Source organism: Chryseobacterium sp. MEBOG07 (assembly GCF_021869745.1).
Lineage (GTDB): Bacteria > Bacteroidota > Bacteroidia > Flavobacteriales > Weeksellaceae > Chryseobacterium > Chryseobacterium viscerum.
Map to the genome: position 1 here is coordinate 3,323,957 of NZ_CP084579.1, position 26,079 is coordinate 3,350,035.

25 protein-coding genes are annotated in these 26,079 nt (G+C 38.4%); 18 read left to right on the plus strand and 7 right to left on the minus strand.

Annotated elements, in window-relative coordinates; all coding sequences use genetic code 11:
- Positions 1-5: 5 nt before the first annotated feature.
- Complete coding sequence (locus LF886_RS15320) at positions 6-3,296, minus strand: TonB-dependent receptor (RefSeq protein WP_236850336.1); 3,291 nt, start codon at positions 3,294-3,296, stop codon at positions 6-8.
- Positions 3,297-3,345: 49 nt separating this feature from the next.
- Positions 3,346-4,302 carry a FecR family protein gene (locus LF886_RS15325; RefSeq protein ID WP_236850338.1) on the minus strand — a complete coding sequence of 319 codons (957 nt, stop codon included), beginning with the start codon at positions 4,300-4,302 and terminating at the stop codon, positions 3,346-3,348.
- A 242-nt stretch (positions 4,303-4,544) separates the two neighbouring features.
- Between LF886_RS15325 and LF886_RS15330 the strand changes: the two genes are divergently transcribed.
- Positions 4,545-5,168: an RNA polymerase sigma factor gene (locus LF886_RS15330; protein ID WP_236850339.1), complete on the plus strand. Its 624-nt coding sequence runs from the start codon at positions 4,545-4,547 to the stop codon at positions 5,166-5,168.
- Positions 5,169-5,246: 78 nt separating this feature from the next.
- Here LF886_RS15330 and hxpB read toward each other — a convergent pair whose 3' ends face one another.
- Together hxpB and LF886_RS15340 are read right to left on the minus strand one after the other, a co-directional pair.
- The gene (gene hxpB, locus LF886_RS15335; RefSeq protein ID WP_236850341.1) at positions 5,247-5,894 is read right to left on the minus strand and encodes a hexitol phosphatase HxpB; all 648 of its coding nucleotides are present in this window, start codon (positions 5,892-5,894) and stop codon (positions 5,247-5,249) included.
- Between the two features lie 30 nt (positions 5,895-5,924).
- Complete coding sequence (locus tag LF886_RS15340) at positions 5,925-6,545, minus strand: helix-turn-helix transcriptional regulator (protein WP_236850343.1); 621 nt, start codon at positions 6,543-6,545, stop codon at positions 5,925-5,927.
- A 192-nt stretch (positions 6,546-6,737) separates the two neighbouring features.
- On the opposite strand from LF886_RS15340, the gene LF886_RS15345 reads away from it, so the two are divergent.
- From LF886_RS15345 to LF886_RS15370, 6 genes are all read left to right on the plus strand, one after another.
- On the plus strand, positions 6,738-7,364 hold the full coding sequence (locus LF886_RS15345; protein ID WP_236850345.1) for a superoxide dismutase: 627 nt from the start codon (positions 6,738-6,740) through the stop codon (positions 7,362-7,364).
- A 23-nt stretch (positions 7,365-7,387) separates the two neighbouring features.
- Positions 7,388-7,888, plus strand: a complete 501-nt coding sequence (locus tag LF886_RS15350) for a DUF2480 family protein (protein WP_103232402.1) — start codon at positions 7,388-7,390, stop codon at positions 7,886-7,888.
- A gap of 5 nt (positions 7,889-7,893) precedes the next feature.
- The gene (locus tag LF886_RS15355; RefSeq protein ID WP_236850346.1) at positions 7,894-8,448 is read left to right on the plus strand and encodes an NADPH-dependent FMN reductase; all 555 of its coding nucleotides are present in this window, start codon (positions 7,894-7,896) and stop codon (positions 8,446-8,448) included.
- A 97-nt stretch (positions 8,449-8,545) separates the two neighbouring features.
- Positions 8,546-8,869, plus strand: coding sequence for a 2Fe-2S iron-sulfur cluster-binding protein (locus tag LF886_RS15360; protein WP_236850348.1), 324 nt, complete (start codon positions 8,546-8,548; stop codon positions 8,867-8,869).
- Between the two features lie 145 nt (positions 8,870-9,014).
- Entirely contained in the window at positions 9,015-9,365 is a 351-nt protein-coding gene (locus tag LF886_RS15365) for a 4Fe-4S dicluster domain-containing protein (RefSeq protein ID WP_236850350.1), read from the plus strand.
- A 109-nt stretch (positions 9,366-9,474) separates the two neighbouring features.
- On the plus strand, positions 9,475-10,359 hold the full coding sequence (locus LF886_RS15370; protein ID WP_236850351.1) for an alpha/beta fold hydrolase: 885 nt from the start codon (positions 9,475-9,477) through the stop codon (positions 10,357-10,359).
- Positions 10,360-10,493: 134 nt separating this feature from the next.
- Here LF886_RS15370 and LF886_RS15375 read toward each other — a convergent pair whose 3' ends face one another.
- Together LF886_RS15375 and LF886_RS15380 are read right to left on the minus strand one after the other, a co-directional pair.
- The gene (locus LF886_RS15375) at positions 10,494-11,429 is read right to left on the minus strand and encodes a ketopantoate reductase family protein (protein ID WP_236850352.1); all 936 of its coding nucleotides are present in this window, start codon (positions 11,427-11,429) and stop codon (positions 10,494-10,496) included.
- 63 nt (positions 11,430-11,492) lie between these two features.
- Complete coding sequence (locus LF886_RS15380; protein WP_236850353.1) at positions 11,493-12,074, minus strand: Crp/Fnr family transcriptional regulator; 582 nt, start codon at positions 12,072-12,074, stop codon at positions 11,493-11,495.
- Positions 12,075-12,483: 409 nt separating this feature from the next.
- Between LF886_RS15380 and LF886_RS15385 the strand changes: the two genes are divergently transcribed.
- The 11 genes from LF886_RS15385 (at position 12,484) to LF886_RS15435 (ending at position 22,431) form a co-directional block, all read left to right on the plus strand.
- Positions 12,484-12,846, plus strand: a complete 363-nt coding sequence (locus LF886_RS15385; protein WP_236850354.1) for a hypothetical protein — start codon at positions 12,484-12,486, stop codon at positions 12,844-12,846.
- A gap of 106 nt (positions 12,847-12,952) precedes the next feature.
- On the plus strand, positions 12,953-13,306 hold the full coding sequence (locus LF886_RS15390) for a hydrogenase maturation nickel metallochaperone HypA (protein ID WP_236850355.1): 354 nt from the start codon (positions 12,953-12,955) through the stop codon (positions 13,304-13,306).
- Position 13,307: 1 nt separating this feature from the next.
- Positions 13,308-14,024, plus strand: a complete 717-nt coding sequence (hypB, locus tag LF886_RS15395; RefSeq protein WP_124537151.1) for a hydrogenase nickel incorporation protein HypB — start codon at positions 13,308-13,310, stop codon at positions 14,022-14,024.
- 4 nt (positions 14,025-14,028) lie between these two features.
- A complete protein-coding gene (locus LF886_RS15400) occupies positions 14,029-14,505 on the plus strand; it encodes an urease accessory protein UreE (protein WP_236850356.1) in 477 nt (158 codons plus the stop codon).
- A complete protein-coding gene (locus LF886_RS15405; RefSeq protein ID WP_236850357.1) occupies positions 14,495-15,508 on the plus strand; it encodes an ABC transporter substrate-binding protein in 1,014 nt (337 codons plus the stop codon). Before LF886_RS15400 ends, LF886_RS15405 begins: the two co-directional genes overlap by 11 nt.
- Positions 15,508-16,518, plus strand: coding sequence for a FecCD family ABC transporter permease (locus LF886_RS15410; protein WP_410684967.1), 1,011 nt, complete (start codon positions 15,508-15,510; stop codon positions 16,516-16,518). Before LF886_RS15405 ends, LF886_RS15410 begins: the two co-directional genes overlap by 1 nt.
- Positions 16,515-17,285, plus strand: a complete 771-nt coding sequence (locus tag LF886_RS15415; protein ID WP_236850358.1) for an ABC transporter ATP-binding protein — start codon at positions 16,515-16,517, stop codon at positions 17,283-17,285. The genes LF886_RS15410 and LF886_RS15415 overlap by 4 nt, the downstream gene beginning before the upstream one ends.
- A 6-nt stretch (positions 17,286-17,291) precedes the next feature.
- Positions 17,292-17,816 (plus strand): GNAT family N-acetyltransferase, encoded by a 525-nt coding sequence (locus tag LF886_RS15420; RefSeq protein ID WP_236850359.1) that lies wholly within the window; start codon positions 17,292-17,294, stop codon positions 17,814-17,816.
- A 16-nt stretch (positions 17,817-17,832) separates the two neighbouring features.
- Positions 17,833-20,265 (plus strand): TonB-dependent siderophore receptor, encoded by a 2,433-nt coding sequence (locus LF886_RS15425; protein WP_236850360.1) that lies wholly within the window; start codon positions 17,833-17,835, stop codon positions 20,263-20,265.
- Positions 20,266-20,484: 219 nt separating this feature from the next.
- Positions 20,485-21,240 carry a helix-turn-helix domain-containing protein gene (locus LF886_RS15430; protein ID WP_236850361.1) on the plus strand — a complete coding sequence of 252 codons (756 nt, stop codon included), beginning with the start codon at positions 20,485-20,487 and terminating at the stop codon, positions 21,238-21,240.
- A gap of 27 nt (positions 21,241-21,267) precedes the next feature.
- Positions 21,268-22,431, plus strand: a complete 1,164-nt coding sequence (locus LF886_RS15435; protein WP_236850362.1) for an FAD-dependent oxidoreductase — start codon at positions 21,268-21,270, stop codon at positions 22,429-22,431.
- 102 nt (positions 22,432-22,533) lie between these two features.
- On the opposite strand, the gene LF886_RS15440 is transcribed toward LF886_RS15435, so the two are convergent.
- Positions 22,534-25,572 carry a reprolysin-like metallopeptidase gene (locus tag LF886_RS15440; RefSeq protein ID WP_236850363.1) on the minus strand — a complete coding sequence of 1,013 codons (3,039 nt, stop codon included), beginning with the start codon at positions 25,570-25,572 and terminating at the stop codon, positions 22,534-22,536.
- Positions 25,573-26,079: the final 507 nt, after the last annotated feature.

Genomic DNA, 26,079 nt, shown 5'->3' on the forward strand with positions numbered 1-26,079 from the left:
TATTTTTAAAAAGTATAATTCACGCTCAGGCTGAGCATTCTTCCACTGTAAGCCCGGAACATAATCTTATCAATATTTTTGTCATATTTGTCCGTTGCTCCGGGAAGAAGTTCCCATGCTTCCCTTTCTGTTCCCACATTACTTCCTCCTCCATCTTTTGCAGCCAGATAAGAATTGAAGTTGTTATAATATTCTTTTACCCTGTTGAAGAGGTTTCTTATATTCAATTTCACTTCAAAGTTTTTATTACGCAGAAATTTATAAGAGATCTGAGCATCTGCCACTGCATAGGGACGTTGGATTTCCTCCCCTTTATAAGCATATCCTACCGTGATGTACTGGTCACCTTTCGCGTTATACAAAAAGCTCAGTCCTAAGCGGTCTCCATCATAGATCAATCCAAGGTTGTAAGCATAGGGTGTCTGGCCGTAAAGCGGGCGTTTCACTTCATAAGTCTCATCATTATCACCTGTCTTATACAAGTCTTTAAAAGCAACTACTTTCGTATGGTTATAAGTAAAGTTTCCGCTTATGAAAAGCTTTTCCAAGAAAGTTCCGTCAGCAATAAAACCTAAGCTTTTTCTTACTTCTGCCTCAACTCCCAACAGCTTTGCATTTTTTGAATTCCCATTATACAGAGATAGATTTCCTTCACTGGAAATATGGCCTTCCCGTTCAATAGGTCTGTCTAAATTTTTGTAGTACAATCCTGCAGAGAATATTTCTCCCAGTCCCGGAAACCATTCAAATTTGAAATCATAATTATTAATGACCGAAGAGCTCATTTCCGTATTATAAATCAACCCATTGGCAATCGGATCAAAATAGGGAAGCCCTGTTCTTTCATTGAACTGCGGACGGATTACGGATTTGTTATAGGCAAGCCTCAAATTGATTTTATTAGTCGGGCTGTACGTAAAATTCACGGAAGGCATAAACTGCCAGGGTTTATCTTCAATCGCTGTCCTCAGGATATGCTTGGAATCTGAGGGATCCAGCTGCTGGGAAATCATATCGTATTTAAAATATTCTGCACGCAGCCCCCAGACCAATCTCAATTTATTCTTCCAACGATTGTCAAACATGATATACACAGCATGCTGATTGACTTCTCCTTCATACTTGTCATTTTTATACAATGCCTTGGTTTCCCAACCAATACCACCCGGAACATAATGGGAGCCATTAAACCAATCTGCAAGTGAACCATACATCGTCAAATGATTCTTCTCGTCATTGGGAACGTTCCGGTTTTCATCAACACGAAGGAAAAACTTCTGCTGTTGGTTGGTATTGCTTTTTATAGCTCCGGCATATCCGGTTTTAATCGTGTTTTTAAAACTTCCGGCATCCATGTCCCATTTTACAGAAGCTCCGTAGTTGTAATCTGTTTCTCTGTTTTCAATATATCCTCTGTAAAAATCTGCTCCGGAATTGTAGATCTTATGAAAGTTTAAAATCTCATTTCCAATAAAGTCATAGCGGGTAATATACTGGGTATAATCTTTGGTATCGGAAGAAACTCCTGTACGGGCTGCAAACCAGCTGATCTCTGTGTTTCCTATTTTATGATTTCCCTCCAGTTTATTTTGCAAAAGGGTCTGAAAAATCGGATAGTTGGTATTATCTGTATAAGGTCTGTCTAATGTTTTGATCTGAGCCGGATCATTATTAGGAATGATTCCGTTATAAAAGTAATTATAGGCTAATTCTGCATTGGCTGCCATTCCGCTCCCGGTTGAATATTCATTCCATCCTGTTACTCTTGTCAGGGTATTATCAAAAATATGGGTATAGGAATTACGGAATGAAATCCTGTTTTTCCCAAACTGCCAACCGAAATTCAACATCCCTGCCAGCGTAGAATTGTAGTTATAAGAAGCTCCGCTGTTTTTAAAGTTATAAAACGGAATTTGTCCGTTTGCATCAGGCATTCCTGTGGTATCCAGCCAGTTTCCTCTTCCTGTATGATCTATATCCAGTTTATTTTGTTCATTTCTGATGACAAATGCTCCGGCAAATCCCCACTTGTTATTGTTTTTTAGCGCGTAAGTTCTTCCCAATGCCAATTGTATATTAGACCCCATATCACCTCTGGTTTTATAGGTGCTGAAATTGTCATTGGTAAATTGCTTTGACTGTTCAAAAAACTTTGGATCTGTCCAGTTTACAGGTTCAAGTCCTCTGGGAAAATCTCTTGTCCCATCGTCATATCCGAAATAGTCATACTTTCCACGCTTACGGGTCAGAAATTCTTTGAATGCTGACTGGTCGTTATAAGAAGTTCCCATCGTCACCGTTGTAAAATTTTCATTGGGAATATCTTTGGTTCTTACTTCTACATAGCCTCCTGCAAAGCTGGCATTCATATCAGGTGTTGCTGATTTGCTTACCACTACACTTTCTACCATTGCCGTAGGAATGATATCAAATGAGAAGTTCTGATTATAGGCTTCCGTACTCGGCAGGTTGATTCCGTCCATGGCTGCGGTATTCCATCGTTCTCCCATAGACCGTACTACTACATATTTGTTATCAATAGTGGTGATCCCTGTTACTCTTTTCAATGTTCCTCCCACATCGCTGTCCGGTGTTTTAGAAATCTGCTCCGCTGAAATACCGTCACTCATCTGTGCTGCTTTTTTCTGCTGAGCCAGGAGCCCAGCCTGTGTATCTGCTTTGCGGGCTGCTGTAATGACCACTTCTTTGATATTAGTCGTTTTATCGGAAGCTTTGTTCAGAGCAAATGAAACGGAGTTGGTTTCTTTGTTGATGACAGATAGTTTTTCAACCCTCAGCGTATTATATTTAGGAGCTTTTATGGTCAGATTATAAGTTCCTGAGGAAAGATCTACTGTAAAATCTCCATTATTATCCGTTACGACGGTTTTCTGAGCAATAGTAACTTCTGCTCCGGTAATGGGATTTCCCACCTCATCTACTATTTTCCCGGAAATACGTCCGTTTCCCGGTACAGCGATGTTAGAACCTTCATATTTAATCGAAATAAGATCACCATGCAGACGATATACAACAGGAAGACCGTTGGTAATATCCTTCAGACAGCTGTTGACAGAAGTATTTTCACATTTTACTCCTTTTACCTTCAGCTCTTTAATATCTACCTTGGAGTAAGCCAGTCTCATTCCTGTTTTTCCGGCAAATTCTTCCAAAACTTCAATCAATGGTCTGTTGGCAGGTACGGAAAATGTTACTTTCTGAACCAGCTCCTGAGCCTCTGCGGCTACAGTAAAAAATAAGGCTGCTATGGTAATCCCACATTTCAAACTTTTCATACTTAATAGTGTTCTCTTGATTATGATTATTTAATTTTTTAGTAATGATTTATTTCTTCAGGATATAGGTATTCTCTTTTTTCTGTACCTCCAGTCCCAGGATAAAGGCCAGTGATTCAATATTTTCACCCACTGTTCCTCCGGTAAAATCTGCAGTAATCTTCTTATCTTCAGATTCTTTGGGATACAATACTTTGGTATTATAACTGTTTTCCAGAACAGCCACGACTTCTTTTAAGGGAACATCGTTAAAGCTTAAAGACAATATTGCAGGAACTTTGTTTGTAGAGTTCTTCACCGGTTTTAGGGCAATAACCGCTGTGGTATGGGCAATCCCAAAATTTGTCCATTTCTGATTGGGGGTAAGGAAAGAAACCGGAACTCCCGGAGAAGATACAGCCACTTTTCCTTCATAAAGGTCAACTGCTTTTTTATTCCCGGACTGTGAAATTTTAAATACCGTTCCCAATACTTTTGTATTGAAACCATCCGCACGAACTATGAAAGGATGTACCTTTGATTTGGCTACGGAAAAAATAGCATCTCCTTTTAAATCCACAATTCTGGTGGAAGCGGGAAATGATTTTGCGACGGTCAGTTCAGCGCCCGGCAAAAGAGTCACTACAGATCCGTCTTCAAGATGAACAATACGGTTTCCTGATTTTGCAAGATAAACATCAGGCTTAACGAACGTCGTATAGGTAAATATTCCTCCCAATGATAAAAGCAAAATAATAACTGCTGCAATTTTATAGAGGTTTGTTTTAAAACTTTTTGCAGATCGTATAGAAATAATATCCGTTTGAGGGAAATAGTATTCCAGCCCGGATAATACCCTTTCTTTGGAGTCTTTCTTATGAACAGCATCCAGATCTTTTTCTGCATAGGCCTTCCATTTTTCTAAAAGTTCATTTTCCTTTTCAGAAATTGTATTTTCTGAAACTTCCCGTTCCCAAAGTTTGAAAACAAAGGCTTCAATATTTCTATATGTTAAACGTTTTTTCATAGAGTCTTTCATCGTATTCACTGATACTTCTATCTATAAGACTGTGAAAATGAAAAACTTCCCTAAGGCGTTATTAATATTATATTCATATTACAACCAAATTGTTAATAATTTTCATCATTTTTCACATTTACTCAACATTACCCTCCTATTTACCCCTCGTTTTTCAGAAATATTTAATCTTAACACACCCAAAGTTCACAAAAAGTTAATTTTCCTTTAGGTAATTTTGTGACAAGAATATGAGCCCAACAGACTATATATTATTAAAGAAAATAAAATCAGGCGACCGCCCTGCATTTATGCTGCTGTATGACCGATACTGGGATAGTCTATATAACTTTGTTTTTGTACGGACCCGGGATAAAGAAATCGCTGAAGAAATTCTACAGAACTTATGGATGAAGATTCTTGAGAATACGGATGCCATACAAACGGATGATGCTGAAAGTGCAAAAGGCTATCTCCTGCGCCATCTTCATTACCGTATCATTGATTTTTATAACAGTTACAAAAAAGCCCCTCCCACTCTGAGTATTGACGAATTTGACATCCCAAGCGAAATTGAAATGGCGGATACGGATTATTTTGAAATTCTTGAAGAAAACGAAATCTCTGCTTTATTGGTCATGATTGATGAAGTGGTTGCCCAGCTTCCTTCAACAGAACGGCAGGTATACGATATGAGGATCCGGAAAAATATGTCTGTCAATGAAACAGCAGAAGCTTTGGGAATAAGCAATAAGACGGTGAGCAATAAACTAAGCAAAGCTTTAGGAGAAATCCGTGAAAAGCTGAATCCGGAGTACCAGTCGTCTAAAAAACTGGTAACGATCCTGATGCTGATGGAGATTTTGACGAGATAATGAATGATGGGGTTCGAGTTGCCCGGGTTTGGATTTTTTTTATAAAACACGATCAAAATTCACATCAAAGCAGATTGACTATTCACTAAACATCGGCAGCAAAGCCGTATTAAAGCTCAGGATTTTAAAATCGGCAAGGTCTGAATCTATGTTTTCATCATTATTGGTAAAAATAATGGTCTGCATTCCTGCTCCTTTTGCTGCTTTTAATCCAGAATGGCTGTCTTCAATGGCGATACAATGTTCAGGAGAAATTCCAAGATTTTTTGCAGAAGTAAGATAAACAGCAGGATGAGGTTTTCCCTGGATCTCAAATTCAGATGAATGAATGGTATCGAAAAGGTCACGAACCTGAAGTTTTTCAAGAACAACATGGGCCACCCGCAAAGGAGCGTTGGTCGCAAGTCCTATTTTATAGTCTTTACTCTTCAGATGTCTGATAAACTCCTCCACACCGGATATTATACAGTCTTTGGTCTGTATCATCTCAATCACTCTTGTTACCACTTTATTTTCCAAATCGGACACATCCAGATTATCCCAGGGAAATCTTTCATACCAGAATTCTGTCACTTCCTGAGTGGTCATGTATTTGGTTTGCGCAGCAAGATCTTCTGTGACCTGTACACCATATGATGAAAATACATCAAGTTCTGCCTGAGTCCAGAATTTTTCTGAATCTATCAGCACTCCGTCCATATCGAATATCACTGCTTTTAAAGCCATCTTTTGAATGATAAATTTTATGAGTTTATATTACTGGCTGATTTTATAAACACAGCGCTGCCCTCCGGAAATAATATGGTCTATTCTTTCAACCTTGTAATCGTTTCCTATCAACGATTGAAAATTGGATAATTCTGCCCGGCAGAACCCCTGACATTCTGTTGCAGCAGCACATATAGGACAATGATTTTCGATCAGAAAATAATCTTCCCCTTCTTTTTTCCATTCTGCCATGTAGCCTTCTTCACTTCGGACCTTCGCAAGAGAATCAAGACGCTGTTCTAAAGATTTTGCTTTGGAAAGTACTTTTTCATACCGCTCATGGGTATTTTTCTCCCTGTCACTGATCAATAACTCCAAAGCATTTTCGCCCAAAAGATTTTTCACTGATCTCAGAATCTGAACTATTACATCTGCATGAGTATCAGGAAACTGAGCCAACCCTTTTTCTGTAAGAATATAGTATGTAGAAGGACGGCCCACCCCTTCACTCTTCACCAGAGACTCTATCAACCCTTCCTGAGCAAGATTCAGTAAATGTTTTCTTGCCCCTTCTTTGGTAATCGACAATTCTTCAGCAATAAGGAGTGAAGTAGCCTCACCTCTCATCTTTAAAAACATAAGAATACGATCTACAGCCGGCTTCTTCATTTGACAATATTTAGGTTGTTTTATTTTTCAACAACAAATATAGTCATTTTCTATAATCTCAAAAAATAAAGACTAATACAAACATTCACAATGCATTAATAGGATAAATCTTAGATTCAATAAAACAACTTAAAAGTTGTTTTATTGAAATATATTTTTACCTTTGTCATACGTTAATCAAAAATAAATACAATGAACCCATTTACATTACCACCATTACCTTATGCTTATGATGCTTTGGAACCTTTTATAGATAAAGAAACAATGACCATTCACCACCAACGCCATCATCAGGCTTATGTGGATAATCTGAATGCAGCTTTGGCACAAACCAACGAAGTCAATCCAGATCTGGATTCGTTACTGCAAAGAATAAGTGAATACAGCCCTGCTATGAGAAATAACGGGGGAGGTCACTATAACCACTCTTTATTCTGGGAAATTCTTTCTCCTCAACCCAAGTTACACCCTGAAGGTCAGCTTAATGATGCTATAACAGCAACATTTGGAAGTCTTGAGAACTTTAAGGCAGAAATGAAAAAAACAGGTTTGTCACAGTTTGGTTCCGGGTGGGTATGGTTATCTGTAAAATTCAACGGATCATTGGCCATCAGCTCTACCCCTAATCAGGATAATCCGATGATGGATGTTCTTTCGACGAACAGGGGCTTTCCGATTCTTGGAATAGATGTGTGGGAGCATGCTTATTATCTGAACTATCAGAATAAACGGGCAGATTATCTGGATTCTTTCTGGTCTGTTTTAGATTGGTCGTCTGTTGAGAAAAAATATGAAGAGGCTTTATCAAAAGTAAGATAATTAACACTGATTGTAAACCAGCTATGAATCAGGAAACGTTTATCAATAAAGCAAAAGCTTCAGGTATTATTGCCCTTGATCTTTCAGATTACAAACCGACAACGGAAATTGTGGAACTGGATATCAAAGATCATCTTTTCATGGGAATGATTGTCAAGGAGAAAGAGTTTAAAGAATCCATTGCTGCGGTAGATTTTTCTGTATATAACGAAAAGGCAGTAGGAATCATCTGTTCTACGGATGCCATCATCCCGCCTTGGGCGTATATGTTGCTCATGGAAAAACTGTCTCCTTATGCTTCTTATGTAGATTTAAACAACGCAGAAACGGTTCTTCTTGACCTTTGGAAACGCCGTCTCATCTATGCTGACCTGAAACATTATAAAAATCAGAAGGTAGTTGTCCGTGCGAGTACAGCTCATGATCCCTCCCTTTACTTGTGGGCTGCAGGACTTCTGAAACCTCTCGTAAAAACATTGATGTATGGCGAGATAGGATTACCCAAAGTAATTTTTAAACAATAAAAAAAATGAAAGCAATCATATTCAACGGATCACTGGAAAGAAGAACTCAATCTACTTCCGGACTGATTTCGAACTATTTTTCAGAACGCCTGAAAATATTGGGAATCCGGACTGAAGTTTTTACCCTTGCAGATTCCGGCATTCCGCTGTTTGACGTCACTCTTCCCAAAACTCCTTTGGCAGTAGAACGGATGGCTCAATTATTTACAGAGGCCGACTTACACATCTGGCTGGCCCCACTCTACCACGGAAGTATTCCGGGGGTGATGAAAAACTGCCTAGACTGGCTGGAAGTCACAGCAAGTTGGTACGAGCCTTATCTCACGGATAAAACTGTGGGGCTGGTATGCTGGGCAGATGGTCTTCAGGCGATGCAGGGGATCAATGCTATGGATTCTATCGCCAAGTCATTGCGTGCCTGGCCACTGCCATTCAGTGTTCCTATTGTCAGATCATCATTATTTGCCCCTGACAGCTCAACTGAAATTTCGGAGCTCTATTCCGGTAAGTTTGATAAGCTCATCAGCATTGCAACGTCTAAAAAAATAGAAAAACGATGATAAACCATTTATAACATGATAGAAACAGATATACTGATCATTGGTGCCAGCCCTGCAGGGATGTTATTCTGTAAATGACCACTATCGACTAAGGATTATGGAAAATGAAATTACCATTACCGTTATTGACCAAAACGGTAATACACATACTTTACTGTGCCCTTTAGAAATGGGACTCAGCCTTAAAGATATCTGCAAAGCCTATGAATTACCCATGGAAGCCATGTGTGGAGGTATGGCTATGTGTGCAACCTGTCATTGCTTTATTTTGAGTGAAACTATTCCTCTGCCTGAAAAAAATGATATAGAAGAAGCTTTATTATCAGAATTATTTACGACCAAAACAACCAGCAGATTAGCCTGCCAGATTCACCTTACAGCCCAAATGGATGGACTGTCGGTAGAAATCGCTGCAGATTAATCCTTTAAAAATAAAAATTAGCACGCTTTATGCTGCTTATTTTCAAAGAACAGTATTGAACTGCTGTAATTAAGTTTAGCGGGGATTTCCGAATCGTGAAACGTTGAAGAAATCCCTTTTTTAAACCCCTTTAAATTCAAACAATATGGCTATAAAAATAACAGATGCCTGTATCAACTGTGGAGCCTGCGAACCTGAATGCCCCAACTCAGCCATTTACGAAGGTGCTATCGACTGGCGCTGGAAAGACAAAACAAAACTTTCAGGACCTATAACGTTTCCTGATGGTACTGAAGGTAATGCCGATGATTATCATCCAGCTGTATCGGATGAAGTTTATTATATCGTATCCGGGAAATGTACAGAATGTAAAGGGTTTCATGATGAACCGCAATGTAAAGCGGTATGTCCTGTAGACTGTTGTGTGGATGATCCTGACCATCGGGAAACAGAAGAAGTACTATTGGAAAGGCAAAAATTTATGCATAGTGTTTAAAGTTTATAAAACAGCTCACTCTGATTCATTATTGTAACAAGAACTCCCAATTTTCTACTCATCGGGAAAGTAAAATGTCATCAAAAATTTAAATATAATGCTATAAATTATGAAACCGATATTATTTTTTCTCGCTTTGTTACCTGCTTTTTTCTTTGCTCAGAGTGATGTTCAGAAGCTCAAAAAAGAATACATTCAGCTTTTAAACAGTTCCCATTATGGTAATAATTCTAAAACCGGTAAATATTATGATGTCAATGGAATCAAAATGTATTGTGAAACCTATGGCCAGGGACAGCCATTACTTCTCATTCACGGAAACGGAGGTTCTATTGTAGACTTCTCTAAACAGATTCCCTATTTTTCAAAGAAATATAAAGTCATTGTCGCTGACAGCAGAGCTCACGGAAAGTCAATTGATAAAGGAGATGCTCTTACTTATGAAATGATGTCTGATGATTATGCTGAGTTGCTTCAGAAAATGAAAATAGATTCTGCCTTTGTTATCGGCTGGAGTGATGGTGGTATTAATGGGCTTTTGTTAAGTATGAGACATCCGGAAAAGGTAAAAAAGCTTATTGTTACAGGAGCTAATTTAAGACCGGATTCTAGTGCAGTACAGGCTGATATATTTAAAAGAGTAAGTGCCAATTATTTACAATTTAAAGAACAATTTGCCCAAAAGAAAGACAAAACAGATCTTGATTATACTGTTCTCAAATACAAAAGACTACTGAGTGAACAACCCAATATAGATTTTAAGTCTTTGCACAGCATTAAAGTTCCTGTTCTCATTATCGGAGGAGATTATGATGTCATAAAGCCGGAACATACCCTGGAAATTTTCAGAAACATTCCTAAAGCTAATTTATGGATCTTACCCAATTCCGGCCACAGCACTTTAGTCGTGTATGCTGATGAGTTTAATGCAAAAGCGGACACATTTTTTAAAACAAAATTCAGAACGATCAAAGACCGGGATCGGGAATTTTAATGACAGAACAGATAATAAACTATATGGAGTCCACAAATTCTTAAAAAATTTCTATCTTTTATATTTAATTTCAATAGAGGCGGGTTTTAACCCGCCCTTTTTTATATTTTCTCTTCTTTGCCTTTAGCCCAAACTTATTTTTCTTTAATCTCAGTATAGATTTTTTGAGCAAAAGGAGTTTCAACACCTACTTCGGCACCATATTTTAGCACAGCTCCGGCAAATAATTCCAGTTCGTTCTCCTTCTTTCCCGAATTAATATCAAGCTGTAAGGAAGTAGGAGTTTCAAAAGGAAATGTAGAAGCTTTTTCAAAAGTTGCACTGATGATATCTTCCTGAAGATCAATTCCTTTTTTGGCTGCAATCAGTTGTATTTCGTTCATAATTCCGGTCGCTTCTTTCTTCTGATGTTCATCAGTACATACGGCTCCCATAGACGAATTATGCTTTGCTGTTACCAATCCGAAACTTGCAATGAATATGAATTTCGTCCAGATAGCTGTTAATGAATTATCTTTAAAATCAAACTCTATTTTGCTTTCATTCAATAAGTCTGTAACCCATTCCACCGGAGTAGAAAAATGCTCAGGATCTCTTCCCACAATTATTTTACCCGCATTTCCTTTGTGCTCTACTGTTCCTCTTTCCTTAATATGAGAGGCCACATACACACAGGTTGGAAGAACGGTATGATCTGGAATTATAGCACGTATTCTGTCATAAATATCGGCTCCGTTCATCATGGGAAGCAGTATGGTCTCTTCGTTAATGACTGGCAGTAACTGCTTGCAGACGTTTTCAAGGTCATATTCTTTTACACAGATCAGAACAAGATCAGGATTTTTGATGTCACCAATGTTCTGCACAATAGCATTAGGATAAGTCTGCGGATTGGAATGCTCGGGAGATAAAAGAGTCAATCCGTTTTCTTTTACTTTCTCATAGGTTTCTCCGCGGGCAATAAAAGATACCGTATATTTTTCGGAAACTTCATTGGCCTGATTTATTTTAAAACCAAAGTAACCACCTACGCCACCCAATCCTACAACGACAATATGTTTTTTGTTCATGAAATTATTTTTAGCAAAGATGGGTGATCGCTTCTGAACTATCACTTGACAAATGAAAAGAAATTATATTTTATTAATATCCCTTCTGATCCGGCTCAGTGAGCTGTCTTTAATTCCCAGATAGGAAGCAATTACTTTCAATGGAACATGCTGAAAAATATCAGGATCTTTCTTCATGAGGTTGAAATATCTTGTTGAAGCCTTCTGACTGGCCATTTCTATCAGCCTATCATGAATATTATAATAATTGAGGACAAAAAGAAGTCTGCTAAACTCTCTGAATTCAGGAATATTATGGAAATTATGCTGTACATTTTCCAATCCTGTTTCCCAGAAAACACAATCTGTGACGGTTTGATAGGTTTCTTTGGTGGGCTGCTGCCTGAAAAAGGACAGAAAATCATTCACAAAACATGGAGCTCTATAAATATGGGTTGTAATTTCCTCATTATCTTCATTGAGTATATATGACCGAACATACCCTTTTTCCAGAAAATAGGTTTTGGTGCTGATCGCATCTTTATTCAACAAAACCGTATTCGCTTTTAATTCAAAATGATTAAAGGTTTCGGTAATCTTTTCAACTACTTCCACTTTGATACTGAATAGGGAATGAAAATACGTGTTAATTGATGTTTTATCCATGAGAGTAAGTGCTAGTGAACATCTATTTTGAAATCGGTCAGAACAAAAATAGTATTTATAAAACATTAAAGGTTAAAAAAGAAAAGTTTAATACTTAAATCCTACTTCTATTTCTTCGCAGTTCAAATAAAGACCATGTTATTTCAATGCTTAAAAATGCCATTCTTTTATGGTAAAAAAATATGGTTCGCAGTCACCATTTTAAACATTATTATTACACCCTAAATTTACCTACGTATTCAAATATGAAACAATTACAATTGATTATCAACAAAGTAAAAATATGTAAATTTTAAAAAACATTATTTCCTATGAGTATAAAGCGTTGCATTTAATCCCGTTTTTGAACATTTTTAAAAGGTTTTTGGTAAGAACATAGGCTGTCAAAAGGTCTACATTTGCAGTACCAATGAAGAAGTCTTTCTACATATCCGTTACTTTTCTGCTGATCCTGTTTCTTACCATAATGACAGGGCTTTCCAGTGACAGGAAAAATAACGCTCACGAAAGCCATTCAAAGGATCAGGTTGGCTTAAAATCGTCCGAATCTGTACAGCATGGGATGTTATTCATTGCATCCATAGCTGAAAATGATTTTGATGCAGACAAAGCTTTCTTCGATCTTCCTTTTATTCTTTTTGCTTACCATAAAGTATTGTGGGGAATTAATTTAAACTCTAATGTTGCTGCAGGTTCTGCTTCAGAATCAGTGCACCATTACCATCTTCCCAAATATCTTTTATTCCATAATCTAAAGATCAGTATCTCTTAATTATTATCTGTAAAGCCCATTCTACGGGTATTTGCAATTCATTTTTCTTAAAGAGATTATCTGCCATTTTCCGGATAATCAGTTTTCACCTATAAACCCATAAGCTATGCATGAATTAAGTATAGTGAAGGATATTTTTGACACTTTGGAAGAACATTATGACGCCAAAGTAGAAGATATCCAGCAGGTTCAGGTAACAGCAGGATTGCTTTCCAATGTTCAACCTGTCCTCATTCAGAATGCATTTGATGCATTCATTACCGACCATCCCTACTATCGGGAAATGGAACTTGAAGTGCTCGTCAATGATATTATTGCCCATTGTGAACAGTGTAAAAAAGACTTCCCCGTCAGGTACCACAGGTTTGTCTGTGATGACTGCGGAACTCCATCAGCTCATATCGTACAGGGAAACGAACTCTTTATCTCAAAAGTAATTTTCAAACAAAAAAACCATTAATATGTCAACAGCTAATCCAAAAAGTTTAGGAAACCGCATAGGTTCCGTTCAATGTGATAATACAACCCTTCATTTATTAAAGGCTAATGATTTTGTAGCCAAAGCCATCAGAGAACGATTAAAAGACATTTGCGTCATCAATGTATGCTCATCACCGGGTTCCGGGAAAACCACCTTAATGCAGGAAACTGGAAAACGACTGGCTCAGGATCTTAACATCTCCATTCTTGTCGGAGATCCAGAAACCGAGCGTGATGCTATCAGAATGCGTGAAGCAGGAATCAATGCGCTGCAAATCGTAACAGGTGGAATGTGTCATATTGAAGCCCAGATGATTCTGCAGGCTCTGGATCATATTGACCTGGAAGGAGTAGATTTATTGTTTATAGAAAATGTAGGAAATCTGCTTTGTCCATCTGCTTTTGACCTTGGAGAAGATTACCGTGTAACCCTTCTGGCCTCTACAGAAGGAGATGACAAGCCTAAAAAATATCCGCGTATGTTTTTAACCAGTGAACTAATGCTTGTTTCCAAAGCTGATTTGCTTCCCTACGTTCCCTTCTCTGTAGAAGCTGTAACAAAAGATGCCCATGAAGTGAACCCTAATCTGGAAGTGATGACCATCAGCACCTTAAACGGAGACGGAATTGATGAATGGTGCAATTGGCTGAAAGAGAAAGTAAAACTAAAAAAAGAAAGCGCTGCTCAGGAAGCTTAAACTTATGAATACCACATCGCCAATCGTAATAGATCAAGTGAAAGCAAGTGAAAATCTGAATGAACTGCATCCTGATATCCTGGAAATCGAATGGTTTGAAAATAAAAAACAAAAACTGACCCGGACTACAAAATCCGGGCAGATTTTGGAACTGAGGTTAGAGAACAGAAAAGAATGGAATCACGGAGACCATTTATACAGCAATGATCAGCTCTTCGCTATGATCGAAATCAAAACATGCCTTACAATATGTTTCTCTGCAAAAAATGATGCTGAAGCAGCAGACTTCTGCTACTTTATCGGAAACCAGCATCTGCCGATATTTTTAATCCGTCAGCAACAATTTGCGGTTCCTTACGATGGACGCTTATACGAGCAATTATCCGCAAGATATGGGACACGAATTGAGCTTACAGACAATCAGTTATTATCCTCCCAATCGTTACGTTATCTGGCAAAAAATAAAGCACATGAAAATTAAAAGTTTTTTGATAACAAGTCTTTCCGCATTGCTTATTCTCCTGCAAAGCTGCAATACCCCAAAAGACTCTGAGCACAAAGGAAATGTATCCAACACCCAGGTCACTGCAACCGACAGCAGAGGCAAAACCATCACTCTTCCCCATGAAGCCATGCGCGTTGTCATCTTATACAATGCTCTTGTGGATGATGTTTATATGCTTCAGGCAGGTAACAAAATTGTAGGAATTCCGCAGCAGATCTATGAAATGGAAGATACGTATCAATTCCTTTCTAAGCTGGATAAGCGAATTAAAAATAAAAGTATTGCAACTCCTACTTTTGGTGGACAATCCAGCAACGCAGAAAGTATTGTAGGGCTGAAACCTGATTTGGTATTGACTTTTAGCACAGACGAAGACAATATCAGCCAAATTGAAAATCTTGGTATTCCCGTGTTTACTTTTTCTTCTTTAAATGATGAAAAAATTCTGGAAGAGCTGAAAAATGTAGGGAAACTTCTTGGAAAGCAAAAACGCGCAGAAGAAATTACAGGATATGTTTCTGAAGAAGTGAAAAAAATGAGAGCCGCTCATGAAACATCACCTAAAAAGATTTATTATGCCTGGTCAAAAGGACGCATCATGTCTACTTCCGGGAAAGGAAGCCTCATCGATATGGCCATCACGCTGGCCGGAGCTCAAAATGCATGCACGGTTCCGGTAGAAGCACCGAATATCAGCGCAGAAACAATGTATAAATGGAATCCTGATTTGATTATCCTTTGGAATTCCAAACTGTCGGATGTGTACAGTCTTAAAGAGCTGGCTGCACTTCCCGCTGTAAAAAACAAACAGGTATTTGTCATGTCTCCTTCATTTCCTTATGATCCGCATACTGTAAAATTTATGCTGTTTGCCAAGCAGCTCCGTCACTGGTGCATGCCGGAATATACTCAGGAACAGCTGGATCAGGATGTGAGAAAAGCTTTTGAAATCATCTATGGTAAAAAAGGATTACTCTAATGGTGAAAAATAGTAAAATAGTTTTCTTATTAATTTTTCTGCCTCTTATATTGGGATTGGTTTCTTTAATGATAGGTTCCAGTGAGAATATAGGTTTTGGAGAACTGTTCTATCATATCGCTTTGGAATTGGGGATTTCTAAAAACGAACCTATTATACAGGGAAGTTTACACACTATTTTATGGCAGGTACGCCTTCCAAGAATCGTCCTTACTTTTTTGGTGGGTGCTTCACTGGCCTCTTCCGGAGGAGTGCTTCAGGCTGTTTTCAGGAATCCGATTGTGGATCCCTTTACCTTGGGAATTTCTTCAGGTTCTGCATTTGGAGCAGCATTGGCGATGTTGTTCCCGGTGATGGCAGTCAATCTTTCAGCTTTCATTTTTGGAGTTGCAGCGGTAGTTATTACGTTCCTTGTTTCTTATGCTGGCGCCAAAACTTCTATTATAAGTATGGTTCTTACGGGAATGATCGTATCAGGGGTATTTACAGCGCTGCTGACGGTTCTGCAATATCTGAGTGATCCTTATAAACTGCAGGCTATTGTACAGTGGACTATGGGAAACCTGCATACCGCTTCATGGCAAAAAGTACATACGGCAGTATTTCCGATTCTTATCGGATTATCTGTGATTATTATGCTTCGCTGGAAACTGAATCTTCTGGCACTGGGAGATCATGAAGCCATGGCAGTAGGCGTAAATCCTACCCTTTTTAAACTTATCCTGATGGCCGTAGCCACAATGATTACCGCTTCATCAGTGGCTGCTGTAGGGGTAATCAGTTTGTTTGGATTGATTGTTCCCCATATCAGCAGAATGATTTTCGGACCCAATAATACAATCACGGTCTGGGCCAACATCAGTATCGGCGGAACATTTTTATTATTAATTGATGATTTTTCCCGTACTGTAATGCCTTTTGAAATCCCGATCGGGGTTTTTACCATGATTATAGGAGCCCCTATTTTCATCTATCTGATGCGTCGAAATGCTATAAACTGGAACTCATGAAAAATATAATCTCTCTTGAACAGCTTTCTTTTTGTTACGGAAAAGAAGAAGTACTGAAAAATGTAAAGGCAGACTTTAAAAAAGGCAGACTTTCCGTCATTTTGGGAAGAAACGGAAGCGGAAAATCAACGTTATTCAAGATCATTGCAGGACTGGAAAAAAAATACACAGGAAGCGTATGGATTGGCAATAAAGAACGAAAAAAAATAAAAACAGGAACGTCATTTCCTCTCCGTCTGGGATTTTTAACCCAGTTTCATCAGACTACTTTTCCGTTTACCGTATTTGATGTAATCCTGACAGGGCGGGCTTCATTTTCAAGATTTTCCCCTGGAAAGACAGACTATAGAGAGGTTGAAGCAATCCTTCAGAAACTTAACTTAATCCACTTAAAAGATAAACCTTACACTTCTCTTTCCGGTGGTGAACGTCAGTTGGTATTGTTATGTCGAATATTAGTTCAAAAGCCGGACGTGCTGATGCTGGATGAACCCACTAATCATCTCGACCTTCATTATCAGGTTGCTGTACTGGAAGTCATCCGCCAGTTGGTGAATGAAGGGACTACTGTTTTATGTGTGATGCATGATCCTAATCTTGCTTTCCTGTTTGGGGATGATTTTTTTGTCATGCGTCATCATGAGCTGGTTTCTGTTCAGTCTATGGAAACAGACGAACTGCAACGGCTTCTTGAAGATACTTATGAGGTTCCTTTACTGGCTTTAGACAACAACGGAACTCCAATGTTTGCTCCCCAATTAAAATAAAAATATATGAAAAACAATGAAGAAATAACAATATCGAAAGTAGAAGACTATCATGTATTTGAAGTACTTCCTTATGTGATGGAATTCAGGCGTCAGCTGTATCCTTTGCTAGATCCACTGATTGTTCCCAAAGATCTGGTTAATTTTGAACAAAATTATCTTAACGCTCCGTCCGGGTCCTTTATACAAGCTCGTACAGCGGAGGGAAAACTTATAGGAGTGATCGGAATGATGCCCTATGACTATCGTTTTCCTCACTTGAATATTGATCAAATGAGAACTGTAGAAGTAGCGAGATTATTCGTTAACCCTGATTACAGAAGAGCTGGTATTGCTACCCGGCTATTTCAGGAACTTGTAAAAACGGCTCAGGAAAAAAATATCAAACGTTTATACCTCCACACCCATCCTTTCCTTAAAGGAGCCTATGAATATTGGCTGAAACAGGGCTTCAGACTTCTCAAATCCTGCTATGAAGGAACCTATCCTACTTTGCACATGGAGCTGATGATTTCAGAGGAAAATAAATAATACAGAGAAAATATACATGAATACAACAAAGAAAGTATTATACATCAACGGTATGATGCTCTTACTTCCTTTTGCCTTATCGGCACAGGAAATACATCCTGTTTTTGGAAAAGTTCTGAACCAGGAGGGAAAAATAATTTCCCAAGCCATCATTTCCTTGAATCAGGGAACAACTGCTACCACAGGTAAAGACGGTAGTTTTACATTTGAAAATCAGGTTCAGTATCCGGCTCAGCTTACGATTGACGCTAAAGGATATTCCGGTTCTCATATCACCCTGGATTCTCTTTCTTATGATGATAAAAAAGGGATTATTATTCGTCTGGCAGAAAATCAAACCAATATTCAGGAAATTCTGGTCACTGCCCGCAGAAACAATTCTTATCTTACGAATAATCTTGAACTGGGTGGTAAATTTTCAGGAAACTTAAAAGATCTTCCACAGTCGGTTTCTATTGTAAGCAGCGAATTTATGGAAGACAAACAGGCTTATACAACGCGCGAAGTTGCACAGGATTTGGCCGGCGTAACGACCGCTTCTTCTTATGATGATCTTATCATTCGGGGGTTTAAAAGCGGTTATGAAACCGGAATCCGTCTCGTGAACGGACTTCGTTCAGGGTACAGCTATGGAAACAGCTACTACCGTTCTCCATTGACGATTAATCTGGAAAGTGTTTCTGTTTTAAAAGGTCCGGGAGCCTCTTTATTCGGTGACATTACTCCTGGAGGAACCATCAATATGGTTACAAAAAAACCGTTGGAATTCCAGAAAGGATCGGTTAATTTTTCAGTGGGAAGCTTTCAGACAGTCCGTACAAGTATTGATCTTGGTGGACCTTTGGATAAGGATAAGAAAATCCTGTACCGTCTGAATGCAGGCTATGAAGACAGCAAAACGTTCCGGAATGTCAATCAGCAGAAGAACTTTATGATTGCTCCCTCTTTTACTTTTAAACCATTGGATGGAACCCAGGTAGACATAGATCTTGTGTACGATCAGTTTCATGGATATCTGGACCGCGGAATGGGTCTTAGGAACAATGATTTCTATGCTCTGCCCCGATCTTTTACGTTGAGCCAGCCTTCGGATTTTTACAACACAAAATCTTTCTCTTTCAGCGCAAGAGTAAGCCAGAGACTTACGCATAACCTTTCATTGAATGCCAGCTATATGAAGTCGGTTTATCAGGAAGATGTCAATGAACACCGCACCTTGAACAGCTATGCAGATGCGCCCAACAATACAATTATGAATATGCGTTTCTTTGACCGTCATGGAAAAGACTATACAGATAATTCTGTAGTCTATCTGAAATGGGACCCCACCGGAAATACCATCAAACATCATCTTATAGCCGGAGTAGATTATGCACAATATGAAGGAGACAGCAACAACCAACAGCGTGAAGCAAGACAGCAGAAAATAGACGGGAAAATAGTTCCCCTTACATTTGATCTTAATAATCCTACGTATACCACGCATGATCTCAGTAATTATGTATGGCTGGCACAGGGCAATTATCCATTTTTAAGCCCTTATAAAACAACAGGAATTTATGTGCAGGATCGGATTTCATTCGCGGAAAGGCTGAAGCTTGTTGTAGGATTGCGTCATGAGCATTATTATTCTGAAACCATCAATTCTGCCAACCGCTACAGTGCCACACAAAATGCATGGCTGCCCCGTATTGGACTGACTTATCAGATCAATGATCAGATCAATTACTTTGCAAGCTACTCTCAGGGTTTTGCCCCTGTGGGAGCCAATTTCATTCAGAATTATCAGGATTACGGAGCGGATAAACCTTTTACCGCAGAGCATAGTTTCCAGATTGAAACAGGTCTTAAAACCGGATTTTTTAAGAATCAACTGCAGATGGACCTTTCTCTCTTTCAGATTGAACGCCGAAATATGCTGATCGCTACAGGTGAAATCAGTACAACCGGTTTTCCAGTCTACAGACAGTCAGGGCAAGCTGTATCAAAAGGGGTTGAGCTGGATATCCGCGGACAGTTGACCAAAGAGTTTCAGATCATGGGAAATTATACCTACAATCAGACTGAAGTAAAATCATCTTCTATTGCTTCAGAAGTTGGCCAGGCTTTACCGGGAGCTCCTAAAAATATGGCTAGCATGTGGCTGAAATATGTGTTTTCAACGACTGCTTTGAAAGGGTTGGGATTCGGAGCCGGAGTTTATTATGTAGATACCAGACGTATGGACAACAGCATCGGAAAAGATAGTGCCGGAAATGCACTTTGGGGAGAATGGCCTTCTTATACCACTGTAAATGCAGCAGTATATTACCATATCGGAAAGATGAAAATGTCTGTGAATATCAACAATATTTTTGACAAATACTATTTCCTGGGTGGTTTTGATTATACGCGGGCTTTCCCGGGAGCACCCAGAAATGTAATGGCTTCTGTAGGATATTCATTTTAACCGTTTTTAATATATTTTTTAATCTTGTGGAGACCTGGGCTATATTTTTTTATAGTCCGGGTTTTATTTTTAATTCTATTTAATAGTTTTAAAACGTAAGGATTTTATCTTCGTAAAATGGATGACCAGATATCATTATGAATTTTTATTAGGCTTGCTGGTTTATGCCAAATTTTGTAATTTCCTTCATTAAAAAGCAGTCTTCTGCAAGCAATACTTATGGACAATGACTTCTCTTATCATTTCATCGAGCCCGATGAAGAGATCGCTGATTTTGTAGAAAATCTGGGAACTTTTCAGAATCTTTCCGATGAAGCTAAAGAAGTTGTCATTATTCCTGATGGGAGAATAGATCTATTTTTCTCACAGTCAGATTCCGAACCTTTCCATATTACCCTTCTCGGCTTGGAAACGTATCCTGAACAAAGGTATATTCATCCCCATACCCTTGCTTTTGTTGTCAGTTTCAAACCTCTTGCTGTTGAGTATATTTTACAGACTTCCATCGCAGATTTATTAAATATTGGAAAAGAACTCTCCCCTGATTTCTGGAATTTTAAAGCTGATGATATAAAAGATTTTGATGCCTGCTGTTTAAAAGCGATTCAAAAAATAAAAGATCTTCTTCCTCAAAAAGTGGATGAAAGAAAACGTAAACTTTTCGAATTGGTCTACGCTTCAAAAGGAGAAATGAGCGTGCTGGAGCTGTCTGAGAAAACAGGCTGGAGCAGCAGGCAGATCAACCGGTATTTTACCAAACAGCTGGGTTTATCATTGAAAGCCTACTCTACCATACTGCGTTTCAGGGCATCATTGGAACATATCGCACAGGGAAGACTCTTTCCCGAGCTCAACTATACGGATCAAAATCACTTCATCAAAGAAGTGAAGAAATTTTCAGGAGTTGCTCCTAAAGAATTATCCAAAAATAAAAACGACCGATTTGTACTATTATCAGTGTTGAAAGGAAAATAAATTTGCATTGTAAAATTTAAATTAAAAATGCTGATAGAAAATAAATCAATAGCAATCGTTGGTGGTGGTCCGGCAGGACTTACGCTGGCAAGACTTTTACAACTAAAAGGTGCCCATGTAAAAGTATATGAAAGAGACTTTAATCAATATGCACGGGTACAGGGTTCTCCTCTCGATATGCATGAAGATTCCGGGCTGGCAGCTATACGTAAGGCAGAACTGCTGGAAGAGTTTAAAAAAACTTTCCGTCCTGGTGCAGACAGAACTTTGATTCTCAATGACCAGGCAGAAATATTCTTTAATGATCATGAAACTAAACCTGAAGAGGATTTCGGGCACGAACATTTTCGTCCTGAAATAGACCGCGGTCCATTAAGAAATATGCTTCTGAAATCCCTACATCCCGAAACTGTAGTCTGGGACAGTCATTTTCTCTCGATGGAACGTCAGGATGAAGGCTGGCTGCTACATTTCAAAAACGGAAATTCAGTGTATGCAGACCTTGTCATTGCCGGTGATGGCGCCAATTCTAAAATACGCCCCTATCTTACTGATATTAAACCTGTTTATTCCGGAGTGATTATGCTGGAAGGAAATATTTCAAAAGAAAATGCTCCTCAGATTGATGCGATGATTAAAGGTGGAAAGATAATGGCCTTTGGAAATACTAAAAATATTTTACTCGGCCAGAAAGGAAATGGGGATCTTGGATTTTATGCAAGCTTTAAAACAGACGAAAACTGGGTGGTCAACAGCGGTATCGACTTTTCCGATACTACACAGGTATTGAAATGGTTTAAGACAGAGTACTCTGAATGGAGCCCAATCTGGGATGAGCTTTTTGAAAATGCTACTGCACCTTTTATTCCACGCCTTATCTATTATATGCCTTTGGATCAGACCTGGGAAGCCCAGCCCAATATAACGCTAATAGGAGATGCCGCTCATGTAATGCCGCCATTTGCAGGGGAAGGCGCCAATATGGCTATGCTGGATGCTCTTGAATTGAGTGAATATTTGACGGATAACCGCTACACCTCTTTGCAGGAAGCTATTTCTGACTACGAAAATAATATGCGCAAAAGAGCTGCTATTGCCACACAGGAATCCCTTGAAAACGGAGAGCGAATGCATTCTGAAAAATCATTGACAACCATGCTTGATTTTTTTAATGGTCATTTAAATTCATAATAAACAAAAGGCTGCCTCCAATCAGAGACAGCCTTCTTTAGTTAAAATAAATCTTTTTTCTCTCCGCTTTTAGATCCTGATACGGAGATTCATTTCTGTTTTTTATTTTTTAATTAATTTGGTGTTATAAGTGTTTTTGTCATCTTTTATGGTGATCACATACATTCCTTTTACCAGTGAAGCAACATTGATTCTTTGCCCATCAAGTTTTCCTTCCTGAACAAGTCTTCCATCTGCACTATAGATTTTGTAATCAGCTTTACCCTTTAGGTTTTTCACTTCTACAAATGTATCTGCCGGGTTAGGATAAATAGATATTTCTGATGATTTTGTGTCTGTTATTTCTCTTACAGCAAGATTAGCATTTTCCGAAATTCTTACAGAAAAATCTCTGAAAGATCCTACAGAAACGATTCCTCCTCCATTTACAGGTACAGTAGGGCTTCCACAAGGTCCGCTAGCTGCATTAAAGAAAGTACTGGCCACTCTCATTCTCAATAATTTATCGCCGGAATATGCAGTGTCAGGTACCGTAAATGTTACATCACCATCACGAAGATAAGCTTGAGCAGCAGCAGCATAGAAAGGAAGAGCTCCATTAGTTGCCACTTTTTCAGAGCTTTCGAATACTCCGTTTCTGTTATAATCTATCCAGATTTCAAGCCAGTCATTATAATTTCCTCCTGCAAGGTTTCTAAAGGTTGCTGTGTATTGAGTACCCTTTGTTAAGTTCACAACTTTGGTTGCATCTTCACTAAAGTCAAGGTATGTTTTATAAACATCCACTCCGGAATATACGTAAGCAAGATTAGATAATGTCAATTTTACAAGACCACTATTAAAGTTTCCGCCATTTCCTCCTGTAGTCATTAAGCAATAATCTGTACCTGTTCTCAAGCCTTTCGTTTTGAAGGCATAATTAGTTGAAAACGCTCCTGGAACACTATTTACAACAGCAGCCACCTGTACTTCATAATTGGTTTCATCTTCCAGATTTGATAACAATACCGAATTTGCAGTGCTTGTTGTGTTCGACCAGCTTGCAGCTCCCACTTTTCTGTAATTGACAGAATAAGTGGCTCCCGGCACCTTATTCCACGATATTCTTGCAGTTGTTTTGAAAACTTCTGTAGCTGTCGCAGAAACTCCTGTTGGAGCAGCTGTAGTAGAAGTAGGAGATGTTCCTACTGTTACAGCAGGAGATACAGCATAGAAAATATTACCTATTGCCGATACTCTTAATTTAACAGTACCAGTTACATTAGCAGGCATTTGTGCTGTATAGCTTCCGGTATTGGGTGTAGAGGCAGTCAAATCTGTCCATGTGGTTCCGTTATTGGTAGTATAATCTATTTTTACAGCGGCTACGTTATAAGGGGCGTTATTAGTGTTTGCGGCATCCCAGGTAATTGTATTGGATGCATCATTGTATAACACTGATGTTGTTGTAAGCCCGCTGAACTTGAAAGGTCCGTCATTACCTATTGTTACTACTGTTTCAGCAGTGGAAGTCATTGGTCTTACTGCGTTTTGGTCTCTTACAGTTACTGCATAATTTAATGTTCTTGGGATATAGGAAACAGTTTCCCATACCTGCTTGTCTGTCAATACACCATTGACCACTGTTTCCAGCTTAGGGAAATATCTTCTGCTATTAGCTGTTCCCGGCAATGATCTAGCGATAGCTCCTTCTGCATTATAACCCCATCCGCTGTCTCCTGAAATGGAATTCCTGTCTCCTACACTATTATATTGTTCCCATGTATAATTAACCGGATCACCTTCTGCATCTGCTGCTACAGCGTCCAGATAATAAGCAGTTCCTTTAGGAATAGAATAATTAGCCAGTGGTGTAATCACTGGTGCTGTATTATTTACGATATCAGCAGCAACCCCACATCCTACTTTGGATTCTAGATTATTTAATACCTGAGAAATAGATTTATAGTGGAAATATCCATCCATATTTGCCTGAATATTATCTTGTGTAATTCCAGGATATCCCATGATCGTTGTTCCTCCCCAAGGCTCTACATTAGCATTTGAACCTTCAGTTCTCATAGAAAAGGTATGATTGGCTCCCAGCTGGTGCCCCATTTCGTGAGCAGCCATTAAATCAAACACTTCTCCTACAGGATCAGGGCTCATTGAAAAAGCAGATCCTTTTGCTAAAGAAGTATTCGTTGCGGGATTGGTACAAACAATTCCTATTCCTCCTGCATTTCCATTTCTGCTTTGTCCTGCATTGCGATGAAATACGTGTCCAATATCATAGTTAGCATTTCCTACATCTGCTGTAAGTTTTTGCTGTAACTGTAAGTTTAAAGACGGATCAGTTGCAACGGCCTGAGGGGTATAAAAATCAGTAGCAGGATCAGTATAAATAATTCCAGGAAGATCCAGAACATTAAAATGAGCTCCAAAATCTCTCTCAAAAACCCCATTAATCCTTGTCATTGTATTATTGATGGCAGCAACGGCTCCGGCAACTGTACCTCCATGAAATTGTGTATATTCACCGGTAGCAGCCATAGCCATTCTGAAAGTTCTGTATTTGGTATTCGTAGGTCTGTTGGTAATTCCTACATTGGAAAGCATTTTTTTCCCGTTTTCCACCAGCTTATCAATATCTTTAAGATCATGGTCCGTATCACATTCAAACCCATGCATGTCTCCTTTTTCCTTTGTTTTATAAAAGACTCCATAAGTTTGTTTATCCGCGCTTATAGGTTCTATAAATTGAAATACTCCATCTTTGATAATCATAGACTGCATATCTGTAGGAGAAGTACTGAATCTCAAATATTTAGAAGTATCTTCTACTCCAACTCCCACATAAGAACCTAGCTGGTATCTGTCTACCAGAGATTTATCCATCACCGGATTGCTATAGACTGCAAATTTTTCAATTTTTCCTTCTGCCGTTGGTAAAGAAATAATAACAGGTCTTGCATTTTTCCCTGTTTCTTCAGCATTTCTAAGTATTTCTCTAAGAGACTTCAGGTCTACTCTGTAAGAATGTTGTACTTCTACCCCTTCTCTTGTCTGCGAAGTTCTTTGAGAGACAGACTCCCATCTCTGAGCATTAAAAACGGTAAAACAAGATGCTAACGCACAAACAAATAAAATTCTTTTTTTCATAGATTTATTTAAAGTATTATTGTGAATAAGTGTATTTGATATGATTTAGAAAGATGGAATGTGAATGAAATTATTAACAACAGCATTTCAAGCAGCAATTAATATAAATCAACTAAAACATGCATTTCTATGAATATTTCACAAGCAAAACTATCTAAAAAGCAATATATATTCAATTAATTAGAGAAAAACATGATACTACATAGATACAACACAAACGTAAAGTATTAACTTACAACAAATTATAAAGTAGCCTTATTTACTCAAAATAAAATTGAAAAAAGTACTTCCTTAAAAATCTAATCTGAAATATAGGATAATAAGCTCATTCAAAACGGTGCAACATACTGCCCTATTGAACAGAGATCTTAAGACGACTGATGAAAAACGGTGTATTAACTCATCATTAGCTTGCCTTTATATGAATTAACAAGCTCAATTCAACAATAAATACAAACAACTGAATACCAATTTATTAAAATTAAAAATATGTAGTGTAGTACCTGT